This is a genomic window from Burkholderia sp. BCC1996, from assembly GCF_905339955.1.
GTDB lineage: Bacteria > Pseudomonadota > Gammaproteobacteria > Burkholderiales > Burkholderiaceae > Burkholderia.
This window is the reverse complement of record NZ_CAJPHM010000022.1, coordinates 50,598-62,126: the sequence shown is the minus strand read 5'-3', so window position 1 is coordinate 62,126 and position 11,529 is coordinate 50,598. Positions and strand designations below refer to the sequence as shown.

10 protein-coding genes and 1 riboswitch are annotated in these 11,529 nt (G+C 68.2%); of the genes, 7 read left to right on the top strand and 3 right to left on the bottom strand.

The features are described from left to right. The first annotated feature begins 7 nt into the window (after positions 1 to 7). From U4Z64_RS27910 to metF, 4 genes are all read left to right on the top strand, one after another. Positions 8 to 742, top strand: coding sequence for an RNA polymerase sigma factor FliA (locus tag U4Z64_RS27910; protein WP_044846366.1), 735 nt, complete (start codon positions 8 to 10; stop codon positions 740 to 742). A 78-nt stretch (positions 743 to 820) separates the two neighbouring features. Further along, a riboswitch (S-adenosyl-L-homocysteine riboswitch) is annotated at positions 821 to 937 on the top strand. Between the two features lie 34 nt (positions 938 to 971). Further along, positions 972 to 2,390 (top strand): adenosylhomocysteinase, encoded by a 1,419-nt coding sequence (gene ahcY / locus U4Z64_RS27905; protein ID WP_044846365.1) that lies wholly within the window; start codon positions 972 to 974, stop codon positions 2,388 to 2,390. Positions 2,391 to 2,572: 182 nt separating this feature from the next. Continuing rightward, positions 2,573 to 2,926, top strand: a complete 354-nt coding sequence (locus tag U4Z64_RS27900; protein WP_006477367.1) for a phage holin family protein — start codon at positions 2,573 to 2,575, stop codon at positions 2,924 to 2,926. A gap of 24 nt (positions 2,927 to 2,950) precedes the next feature. After that, positions 2,951 to 3,781, top strand: a complete 831-nt coding sequence (gene metF / locus U4Z64_RS27895) for a methylenetetrahydrofolate reductase [NAD(P)H] (RefSeq protein WP_044846364.1) — start codon at positions 2,951 to 2,953, stop codon at positions 3,779 to 3,781. A 97-nt stretch (positions 3,782 to 3,878) separates the two neighbouring features. Here the strand turns inward: metF and U4Z64_RS27890 are convergent, their stop codons facing one another. Both U4Z64_RS27890 and U4Z64_RS27885 read right to left on the bottom strand, forming a co-directional pair. Further along, a complete protein-coding gene (locus U4Z64_RS27890) occupies positions 3,879 to 5,357 on the bottom strand; it encodes an amidase (RefSeq protein WP_321821697.1) in 1,479 nt (492 codons plus the stop codon). Between the two features lie 81 nt (positions 5,358 to 5,438). Further along, entirely contained in the window at positions 5,439 to 6,131 is a 693-nt protein-coding gene (locus tag U4Z64_RS27885) for a dienelactone hydrolase family protein (RefSeq protein WP_321821666.1), read from the bottom strand. Positions 6,132 to 6,400: 269 nt separating this feature from the next. Here U4Z64_RS27885 and U4Z64_RS27880 point away from each other — a divergent pair, with 269 nt between their 5' ends. After that, entirely contained in the window at positions 6,401 to 7,480 is a 1,080-nt protein-coding gene (locus U4Z64_RS27880) for an NAD(P)H-dependent flavin oxidoreductase (protein WP_321804075.1), read from the top strand. Between the two features lie 439 nt (positions 7,481 to 7,919). Further along, on the top strand, positions 7,920 to 9,062 hold the full coding sequence (locus U4Z64_RS27875; protein WP_044846361.1) for a branched-chain amino acid ABC transporter substrate-binding protein: 1,143 nt from the start codon (positions 7,920 to 7,922) through the stop codon (positions 9,060 to 9,062). Positions 9,063 to 9,145: 83 nt separating this feature from the next. Here the strand turns inward: U4Z64_RS27875 and U4Z64_RS27870 are convergent, their stop codons facing one another. Beyond that, positions 9,146 to 10,360 carry an MFS transporter gene (locus U4Z64_RS27870; RefSeq protein ID WP_321821665.1) on the bottom strand — a complete coding sequence of 405 codons (1,215 nt, stop codon included), beginning with the start codon at positions 10,358 to 10,360 and terminating at the stop codon, positions 9,146 to 9,148. Positions 10,361 to 10,634: 274 nt separating this feature from the next. On the opposite strand from U4Z64_RS27870, the gene U4Z64_RS27865 reads away from it, so the two are divergent. After that, entirely contained in the window at positions 10,635 to 11,294 is a 660-nt protein-coding gene (locus U4Z64_RS27865; protein WP_044846358.1) for a HugZ family protein, read from the top strand. Positions 11,295 to 11,529: the final 235 nt, after the last annotated feature.

Below are 11,529 nucleotides of genomic sequence, written 5' to 3'. Positions count from 1 at the left end.
GAGAGCCATGATGTACAACGCTCAGGGAAAGATGACCCAGGCCGACGTGCTCGCGCAATACGCGCCGCTCGTGCGGCGCCTGGGGCTGCAGCTCGTCGCGAAGATGCCGGCGAGCGTCGACCTCGACGACCTGATCCAGGCCGGCATGATCGGCCTGATGGACGCGGCCGGCCGCTACAAGGAAGACCAGGGCGCGCAGTTCGAGACCTACGCGACCCAGCGCATCCGCGGCGCGATGCTCGACGAGCTGCGCAGCAACGACTGGCTGCCGCGCAGCCTGCGCAAGACGTCGCGCGAGGTCGAGCACGCGGTGCACCAGGTCGAGCAGCAGCTCGGCCGCTCGGCGAGCGAGACCGAGATCGCGCAGCACCTGAAGATGCCGCTCGACGAATACCAGGGGATGCTGCAGGACCTGCACGGCAGCCAGCTCATCTATTACGAGGATTTCGACCGCGCGGCCGACGACGAGCCGTTCCTCGACCGCTATCGCGTCGATCACGCCGATCCGCTGTCGGCGCTGCTCGACGACCACCTGCGCGAGGCGCTCGTCGACGCGATCGACCGGCTGCCCGAGCGCGAGAAGCTGCTGATGTCGCTGTACTACGAGCGCGGGCTGAACCTGCGCGAGATCGGTGCGGTGCTCGAGGTCAGCGAGTCGCGCGTGTGCCAGCTGCACAGCCAGGCCGTCGCGCGCCTGCGCGCGCGGTTGCGCGAACAGGCGTGGGTCGGCGCGGAGAACTGACCCCTTTCATTGCGCCCACGCGCGCCGATGCCGCGCGCGGCGCGCATTTCCCGCGCCGATTTGCTACAATCCTTCCCGTTTTCCGAGGAGCGTTGCGACGGACCATCCTGCGTCCGCCAGGCTCGGAAAGCTTCACCAAGCAGCCGTGCGGCGATATTTGCACCGGCCCCGCTTCCTGAACGGCGCTCACGTCACCAATTTCTAGAACTTTTTTAGAAAGGAGGGCGTGATGAACGCCATTATCGATTCCAAGGCTTCCACCGATTACATCGTCGCCGACATGGCGCTTGCCGGCTGGGGCCGCAAGGAACTGAACATCGCCGAGACCGAAATGCCGGGCCTCGTGCAGATCCGCGACGAATACAAGGCGCAGCAGCCGCTGAAGGGCGCGCGCATCGCCGGTTCGCTGCACATGACGATCCAGACCGGCGTGCTGATCGAGACGCTGAAGGCGCTCGGCGCCGATGTCCGCTGGGCGTCGTGCAACATCTTCTCGACGCAGGACCACGCTGCAGCGGCGATCGTCGAAGCCGGCACGCCGGTGTTCGCGTTCAAGGGCGAGTCGCTCGACGAATACTGGGAGTTCTCGCACCGCATCTTCGAATGGCCGAATGGCGAATTCGCGAACATGATCCTGGACGACGGCGGCGATGCAACGCTGCTGCTGATCCTCGGCTCGAAGGCCGAGAAGGACCGTTCGGTGATCGCGAAGCCGACCAACGAGGAAGAAGTCGCGCTGTACAAGTCGATCGCGAAGCACCTCGACGCGGACCCGACCTGGTACTCGACGCGCCTCGCGCACATCAAGGGCGTGACCGAAGAAACCACGACCGGCGTGCACCGCCTGTACCAGATGGAAAAGGACGGCCGCCTGCCGTTCCCGGCGTTCAACGTGAACGACTCGGTCACGAAGTCGAAGTTCGACAACCTGTACGGCTGCCGCGAATCGCTCGTCGACGGCATCAAGCGCGCGACCGACGTGATGATCGCGGGCAAGGTCGCGGTCGTCGCGGGCTACGGCGACGTGGGCAAGGGCTGCGCGCAGTCGCTGCGCGGCCTGGGCGCGACCGTGTGGGTCACCGAAATCGACCCGATCTGCGCGCTGCAGGCGGCGATGGAAGGCTACCGCGTCGTGACGATGGAATACGCGGCCGACAAGGCCGACATCTTCGTGACGGCGACCGGCAACTACCACGTGATCAACCACGATCACATGAAGGCGATGCGCCACAACGCGATCGTCTGCAACATCGGCCACTTCGACTCGGAAATCGACGTCGCGTCGACCCGCCAGTACCAGTGGGAAAACATCAAGCCGCAGGTCGACCACATCATCTTCCCGGACGGCAAGCGTGTGATCCTGCTGGCCGAAGGCCGCCTCGTGAACCTCGGCTGCGCGACCGGCCACCCGTCGTTCGTGATGTCGAACTCGTTCGCGAACCAGACGCTCGCGCAGATCGAGCTGTTCGTGCGCGGCAACGAGTACGAGAACAAGGTGTACGTGCTGCCGAAGCATCTCGACGAAAAGGTCGCGCGCCTGCACCTCGCGCGCATCGGCGCGAACCTGTCCGTGCTGTCGGACGAGCAGGCTGCGTACATCGGCGTGCAGAAGGACGGCCCGTTCAAGCCGAACCACTACCGCTACTGATGCGCCGCCGCCGCCGTGCCGCGTGCGTCCCGCATCGGGCGGGCGCGGTACGGCGGCACGGTGCCGGATCGCCGGCCGTCGCGTCATGTCCGCCGCTGCGCGGGCACGCGTGGCGGCCGGCGGCGGTCACCGAGCATTGACCGACCAGATCGACCAGATCGACAACCGAACCGGAGCCCTCCATGAGCGTCATCCTCACCTGGGTCATCAACGCCCTCGCGCTGCTGATCATCACGTACCTCGTGCCGTCGATCCACATCAAGAGCTTCGGCACCGCGCTGATCATCGCGGTCGTGCTCGGCCTGATCAATACGGTGATCCGGCCGGTGCTGATCCTGCTGACGCTGCCCGTCACGATCGTCACGCTCGGGGTGTTCATCCTCGTCGTGAACGCGCTGTGCTTCTGGTTCGCGTCGTCGCTGCTGAAAGGGTTCGAGGTGTCGGGTTTCTGGTCGGCGTTCTTCGGTTCGATCCTGTACAGCATCGTGTCGTGGCTGCTGTCGGCGCTGATCTTCGGGCAGCGCGACATCGGCTGACGGCCGGGCCCACTCTTGCGAATCATGAAACCGATCGAACTCTCGTTTGAATTCTTCCCGCCGAAGACGGCGGAGGGCGTCGAGAAGCTGCGCGCGACGCGTGCGCAGCTGCTGCCGCTGAAGCCGAAATTCGTCTCCGTGACGTTCGGCGCCGGCGGCTCGACGCAGCAGGGCACGCTCGATACCGTGCTCGACATGCAGAAGGACGGCCTCGAGGCCGCGCCGCACCTGTCGTGCATCGGCTCGTCGCGCGACAACCTGCGCGCGATCCTCGACCAGTACCGCTCGCACGGCATCCGGCATATCGTCGCGCTGCGCGGCGACCTGCCGTCGGGGATGGGCGCGGTCGGCGAGCTGCGTTATGCGTCCGAGCTCGTCAGCTTCATCCGCGCCGAGCATGGCGACTGGTTCCACATCGAAGTCGCCGGCTATCCGGAATACCACCCGCAATCGCGCTCGCCGAAGGCCGATCTCGAGAACTTCGCGCGCAAGGTGAAAGCCGGCGCGAATTCCGCGATCACGCAATACTTCTTCAACGCGGACGCGTATTTCCGCTTCGTCGAGGATGCGCGCAAGCTGGGGGTGGACGTGCCGATCGTGCCGGGCATCATGCCGATCACGAACTTCTCGCAGCTGATGCGCTTCTCGGAAATGTGCGGCGCGGAAGTGCCGCGCTGGGTCGCGCGCCGGCTCGAGAGCTTCGGCGACGATCGCGACGCGATCCGTGCGTTCGGCGCGGACGTCGTCACGAGCCTGTGCCAGCGCCTGATCGACGCGGGCGTGCCGGGCCTGCACTTCTATACGCTGAACGCGGCGGCCGCGACGCGGACGATCTGCGAACGGCTCTCCATGTAAGCGTCATCACGCGCTTGCATGCGTCAAAGCCCCGCCGGCAAAACCGGCTGGGCTTTTTTTTCGCTGCCGGTCGGCCGGTCCGCCCGCCGCGCCGGCGTCAGCGCTGCGCCTGCATCAGCGGCGGCCGCCGGTCGAACCACGGCCGCGCCTGTTCGAGCTGGCGCGCGAGTCTCAGCAGCAACGCATCGTCGGCGTGGCGCGCGACGAACTGCACGCCGATCGGCAGCCCGCGCGCGTTCCACCAGAGCGGCACCGACATCGCCGGCTGGCCCGTCAGGTTGAACAGCTCGGTGCAGCCGGCCCACGCGAAGGCCTTCTCCGACGCCTTCGCGAGCATCTCGCGCAGCAGCGGTTTCACCGGCAGCGCGCCGAGCAGCTTCATCTGCGCGGCTTCGAGCGGCGTCGGCTGCAGCTCGCCGATCTTGACCGGCGGCCCCGCGAGCGTCGCGCACAGGATCGCGTCGTAGCGCGACACGAGGCCCGCGACCTGCACGGTGAGCTGGCGCTGCCATTCGAGCACGTCCGGCAGGCGCGCGCGGGCGACGCGCTTGCCGACGACCGCCATCGCCCACGTCGCCGGCTCGAACTCCGCGCGCTTCGGCGTGCGTCCGGTCAGCGCGCGCGCACCCAGCACCAGCTCCTCGGCGATCGTCGCCCACAGCGTGAGAAAGGTTTCGGCCGCGCGTGCGTAGTCGATGTGCAGCGTCGCCGGTTCGACGTGATGGCCGAGCGATTCGACCAGCGCGGCCGCGTCGTCGAGCGCCGCGCGCGTGTCGCCGGCGAGCGCCGGCGCGAGCATCGGGTCGACGACGAGGCCGATCCGCAGCGGGCCGGGCGGCGCGTCGAGCGCGCCCAGAAAGGTGCCGGGCGCGCCGGGCGGCAGCGTCTGGCCGGTCGTTACGTCGAGCAGCAGCGCACTGTCGCGCACGCTGCGCGACACCGCATGCTGGACGACCAGCTCGCCCTTCGAAGGCAGGTCGACCAGCACCGGATTGCGGCTCGGCTTCAGGCCGAACAGCCCGCAGCACGACGCGGGGATCCGGATCGAGCCGCCGCCGTCGGACGCATGCGCGAGCGGCACGATGCCGGCCGCGACGGCCGCGGCCGCGCCGCCGCTCGAGCCGCCGGGCGTGTGATCGATGTCCCACGGATTGCGGCACGCGCCGAACAGTTCGGGTTCGGTGTACGGCATCTGGCCGATTTCCGACGTGTTGGTCTTGCCGAACACGTTGAGCCCTGCCGCGCGGCTGCGCGCGATCAGCGGCGAATCGTCGGCGGGGGCGAAGTAGCGGTAGTGCCGGCTGCCCATCGACAGCGGCAGCCCGGCGACCGCCGCGCCCAGATCCTTGACGAGATACGGGACGCCCGCGAACGGCGCGTCGGTGCCGGTGTCGCCGGCCTGCTCGGCCCGCTTGCGCGCGGCGTCGTAGTCCTGCAGCACGATCGCGTTGATCGCGCCGTTCACCGCTTCGGCCTGGCCGATCGCGGCGTCGAGCAGTTCGCGCGGGCTCGCCTTGCGTTCGCGCACGAGCGTGGCGAGGCCGATCGCGTCATGCGCGAGATAGTCCGAGTGCATCGCGGTCACCCCCGTTGTGACTCGTGGCGATGAAAGGAGGATAACGCGGGCCCGGCGCGCCGGACCCGCCGCCGGCGGCCTTTACAGGTGTTCGGCGAGGAACGTCAGCGTGCGGCCGTGCGCGAGCGCCGCGGCGCGCTGGTTGTACGACGCGCGGTCGGTGCAGTTGAAGCCGTGTTCGGCGCCCGGGTACAGGTGGAACGACGCGTTGTGGCCGCCCGCGAACGCGGCCTTCACCTGCTCGACGGCGGCGAGCGGGATCGCGTGGTCGTTCTCCGCGTAGTGGAACAGGGTCGGCTGCGTGATCTTGCCCGCGAGGTCGAGCGCATTCTGGATGCCGCCGCCGTAGTAGGCGACCGCCGCATCGACCTTGCCGGCCGCGGCCGCGCGGTACGCGAGCTGGCCGCCGAAGCAGTAGCCGATCGCGGCGACCTTGCCGGCGACTTCGGGGCGCGCGCGCAACGCGTCGGCGGCCGCGCCGATGTCCGCGACCGCGAGGCCGACGTCGGTCTTCTTCATCAGCTCGATGCCCTTGTCGCGATCGGCGCCTTCGTAGGTCAGTTCGACGCGCGGCTGCGTGCGCCAGAACACGTCCGGCGCGAGCGCGACGAAGCCGTCGGCCGCGTACTGGTCGGCGACCGCGCGAATGTGCGCGTTCACGCCGAAGATTTCCTGGATGATGATGACGGCGGGGCCCTTGCCGCGCTTGGGCAGCGCGAGATAGCCGCCGAAGCTGTCGTTACCGGTCGGGATGTCGATCCATTGGGCTGTCACGTTTGAACTCCTGGCGAACGGGCGCGCGACATGCGCGCCGCGGATGGAAATGGAGGCGGCCCAGTGTGCCACCAATCCCCGGACGCTGCAGCGCGCGCAAGCGGCGCGCCGGCCGGGTATGCGCGGCTCGAACCCGCGTGCCGAACCCGCTTCTCGCGCAGCGATCGTTTCGATCTCGATTATTCATTTTTCGGCGGCGGGCGGCTTCGATAGAGTCGAAGTGTCACCTTTACAAAGCGCTTTCGCGCATCGCCCCCGAAGGATTCGCCATGCCAGCCCGTACATTTTCCACCCCGTTTTCCGAACGCTTCGGCCTGCGCCTGCCGCTCGTGCAGGCGCCGATGGTCGGCGCGACCACGGCCGCGATGGTCGCGGCCGCGTCCAATGCCGGCGCGCTCGGCAGTCTCGGCGCCGGCGCGTTCGAGCCGGACCGTCTCGCGACCGAAGTCGCCGCGATTCGCGCGGCGACGTCGCGTCCGTTCGCCGTGAACCTGTTCGTGTTGCCCGACGCCGCGCCCGACGCGGCGACCGTCGCTCGCGCGCTCGCCGCGATCGATCCGTTGAACGCGACGCTCGGGCTGCCGCCGGGCAGCGCGCCCGCGCGTTACGCACCCGACTTCCGCGCACAGCTCGACGCGCTCGTCGCGCTGCGCGTGCCGGTCGCGAGTTTCACGTTCGGCGTGCTCGACGCGGCCGACGTCGCGCGCCTGAAGGCCGCCGGCACTTACGTGATCGGCACCGCGACGCACGTCGCCGAAGGGCTCGCGTGGCGGGCGGCCGGCGCCGACGCGCTGTCCGCGCAGGGCGCCGAAGCCGGCGGCCATCGCGGTACCTTCATCGGCCCGGCCGACGATGCGCTGATCGGCACGCTCGCGCTGGTGCCGCAGCTCGTCGATGCGACCGGGCTGCCCGTGCTCGCCGCGGGCGGCATCATGGACGGCCGCGGGATCGCCGCCGCGCTTGCGCTCGGCGCGCAGGGCGCGCAGCTCGGCACCGCGTTCCTGACGTGTGCGGAAAGCGCGATCGCGGCGGACTGGAAGGCGCGGCTGCTCGCGAGCGCCGATACGTCGACGCAGGTCACGCGAGCGATCACCGGCCGCCATGCGCGTGGCTTGCGCAATGCGCTGATGATGCGGCTCGGCGAGCGCGTGGCCGATGCCGCGCCGTATCCGGTGCAGAACGCGCTGACGCAGCCGCTGCGCCAGGCCGCCGCGCGCGCGAATGACGGCGACTACCTGTCGCTGTGGGCCGGGCAGGGCGCGCCGCTCGCCAGGCGGCGCGACGCCGCGCTGACGACGTCGCAGCTCGTCGACGCGCTCGACGCCGAATGGCGCGCGGTGCCTGCGTAAACGATTCGACGGCCGCCGGAGCGGCTCGCGTCGGCGCGCGAAACGTGCGCGTTGTCACGCACGTTTCATTCAATGATCCCGCGCACAAAATACCGAATCGAAATGACACGGGAATGCTTTAAATCAACCTTTCGCCAGGCCGCGTGGAACTAGCGGAAACCCTTATCCGGCGGGGCTTGCGGCGACATTCGAGCAGTCATTCCAAAGCGCCCGTATCGGTAGTGTTACCACTACCCCAAAAAAGTCCCACAAATTAATTTGATCACCTACACTTGCGCGCAAGTACGGGCGGGCGGCTGCTAAAAGCGGTTGCTTCCCACGTGCTTGAGGCCAAGTGCATGAACGATGCAACCGGCGAATCGTCCAGTGAATGCAAACACAGGGATGGCAGCGGGGCACCGGGCGATGGCGTTTATTGGGACCGAAACTGGAGACTTACATGAATATCAAGATGCAAAAGCTGTTGCCTATCACCGCAGCGGCGATGCTGTGCGTTGCAGCGGCAAGCAACGCGGCCGCCGATCAAGTCGTCAAGATCGGCCACGTCGCGCCCTTGACGGGCGGTATTGCACACCTGGGCAAGGACAACGAAAACGGTGCACGTCTCGCAGTCGAGGAGATCAACGCCAAGGGTCTCACGATCGGCGGCCAGAAAATCACGCTGCAACTCGACGCGCAGGATGACGCGGCCGACCCGCGCCAGGCCACGCAGGTTGCGCAGAAGCTCGTCGACGACAAGGTCGTCGCGGTGGTCGGCCACCTGAACTCGGGCACGTCGATCCCGGCCTCGAAGATCTACAGCGATTCGGGCATCGTGCAGATCTCGCCGTCGGCGACCAACCCGGCGTACACGCAGCAAGGCTTCAAGACCACGTATCGCGTGGTGGCGACCGATGCGCAGCAGGGCCCGGCACTCGCGAACTACGCGCACTCGAAGGGCATCAAGAGCGTCGCGGTGGTCGACGATTCGACCGCCTACGGCCAGGGTCTCGCGAACGAGTTCGAGAAGAAGGCGAAGGCGCTCGGCCTGAAGGTGATGTCGCACGACGCGACCAACGACAAGGCGGTCGACTTCCGCGCGATTCTGACCAAGATCAAGGGCGAGAACCCGGACGCGATCATGTACGGCGGCATGGACGCCACCGGCGGCCCGTTCGCGAAACAGGCGAAGCAGCTCGGCCTGCGCGCGAAGATCCTCGCGGGCGACGGCGTGTGCACGGAGAAGCTGGCCGACCTGGCCGGCGACGCGACCGACAACGTCGTGTGCTCGGAAGCCGGTGCTTCGCTCGAGAAGATGGCGGGCGGCGCGGCGTTCAAGGCGAAGTACGAGAAGCGCTTCGGCCAGCCGATCCAGATCTACGCACCGTTCACATACGACGCCGTGTACATCATCGTCGATGCGATGAAGCGCTCGAACTCGACGGATCCGGCGAAGATTCTCGCTGCGATGCCGGCGACGAACTACTCGGGCGTGATCGGCACGACGACCTTCGACTCGAAGGGCGACCTGCAGCACGGCGTGATCTCGCTGTACAACTACAAGAGCGGCAAGAAGACGCTGCTCGACGAAGTGAAGATGTAAGCTGAACAGCGGTCGACAGAAGGGGTGAAAGCGCGCCTGCGGCAACGCAGGCGCGCTTTCTTTTTGGCGCGCCCGCTGCGCGGTCAGATCTTCAGGTGTGCGAGGACCTTCGGTGCGACGGCCGCGACGAGCGCCGCGCACAGCGCGACGACCGCCAGCCCGATGGTCAGGTTCGCGGTCTGCGCGACCGCGCCGATCACGACCGGACCGAACAGCAGTCCGAAATACGCGAGCCCGGCCACGTGCGCGAGGCCTTCGGCCGCGTGGATGCCTTTCACGCGCGCGGCGGCGGCGAACAGCACGGGCATCATGTTCGCGAGGCCGAGACCCATCAGCGTGAAGCCCGTCAGCACGGCGATCCGGTTCGGCAGCAGCAGTGCGCCGATCATCCCGGCGCACGCGAGCGACGCGCTCGCGAACACGAGCTGCGGCGCGCCGAAGCGCGCGCGCACCGCGTCGCCGGCGAAACGCGCGACCGCCATCCCGCCGGAGAACGCCGCATACGCGGCGCTCGCGAGCGCGGGGCTCGCCGCGACGACGTCGCGCATGTAGACGGTCGCCCAGTCGTACATCGCGCCTTCGGCGATCAGTGCGATCAGCGCGATGCCGCCGAGCATCCACAGCGCGGGCGAGCGCCAGCGGTTGCCGCCGCCGTGCGCGTGTTCGTGATGCGGCACGTGCGGCAGCACGGCCGGGCTCGCGGCGAGCAGCACCGCGGCGCTGACGGCCGCCGCGAGCGCGAGATGCACGGCCGGCGCCATGCCGGCCGACAGCAGCGCGCCGCCGGCCGCCGCCCCCGACATCCCGCCGATGCTGAACATCCCGTGCAGCGACGACATGATCGGCTTGCCGAGCGCGATCTCGACCGCGCTCGCCTCGGCATTCATCGCGACGTCGAGCGTCGCCATCGAGAAGCCGAACAGCGCGAGCACGACGAGCAGCATCCAGTAATCGGGGACCACGAGGATCAGCGCCGCGCAGGCGGACATCACGAGCCCGCCCGCGAGGCACGCGGTGCGCGAGCCGACGCGCGCGATCCAGCGCGCGATCGTCAGCATCGCGGCGATGGAGCCGCCCGCGACCGCGAACAGCGCGATCGACAGCAGCCCCGGGCTCAACGCGAACTTGTCGCGCACGGTCGGCACGTGCACGCCCCACGACGCGTACATCATGCCGGCGACGAAGAACAGCGCCATCGTGGCCGTGCGTGCGCGCTGGCGGACTGGCAACGCCAGCACGCGATGCGCGTCGGGCGGTGCGGAAAAGTCGGACGAGGATCGGGAGGAGGATTCGGACACGGAACGCTCTTGAATGGACGATGCGCGGGCGCGTCGCGCCCGTCGGATTCGTCCGATTCTATCGAACCGTTTACGGTCTTGCCGGCGCGCTGGCCGTGCGGCCGGTCGTGATCGGCGCGCACTTCGCTTTCACGCGGCGCGTCGGCCATCCGGCCGATGCCCGGCAAGCCGCCGCCGCGGGTAACATCGATGCGCAGGCGGCGTGCCCGACGCGTTCCGGCGCGGCCCGCCTTCGCCACCCTTGCCACCAGGCCTTCCGAACGCAGGAGTCACCGTGAACATCGATCCCGTCCTTGCCTTGCACCTGCTGCATCGCTGCGCGCTCGGCACGCTCGCGACCCACGCGCGCGACCCGCAAGGCTTTCCCTATCCGACGGTCGTGCCGTTCGCACCCGATGCGGATCATCGGCCCGTGATTCTCGTGAGCGGCCTCGCCGAGCACACACGCAACCTCGCCGCCGATCCGCGCGCGGGCTTCCTGGTCGTCGACGCGCCGGACGGCGACGTGCTGAACGCCGAGCGCGCGACGCTGCTCGGCCGCTTCGTGCCGCTCGGCGACGCGCCGCATGTCGCCGCGCGCTACCTGCGCTACGAACCCGACGCCGCGCGCTATCTCGCGCTCGGCGATTTCACGTTCTGGGCGCTCGAGATCGAGCGGCTGCGCTATATCGGCGGATTCGGCCGGATGGGCTGGGTGGACGGCACCGGCCTCGATGCGCTGCCGCCGCTCGGGTTCGACGACGAACGGGCGCTGTGGGACGCATACGACTCGAGCGCTGCGCGCCGCGCCGGGCTCGACCTGCTCGGCGTCGACCGCCACGGCGCCGACTGGCGCTGCGACGGCCGCCGTGTGCGCACGCCGTTCGACCCGGTGCCCGGCGATGCCGGCGCGCTGCGCGAGCGGTTGATGGCCTGCGCGCGGGATGTGACGTGAGGCCGCGGATTCAGCTTTGTCTGTTTAGCGTCACGCGCCGTACGATTTTCGCAAACATGTCGCCGGATGAAAGCTTTGATTTTTCCGAATGCGGGTAATTGCGTATGTTGATAGACCTATTTCCGGATCGGTAATGTCCTAATCTCTATGCAAGCGCGTAAAAATTTGAGAAAAGGCCGTGGCCGGTCAAAATGACATGCGTGAATTACAATTGGTCTCGGGATTTTCGTGAATC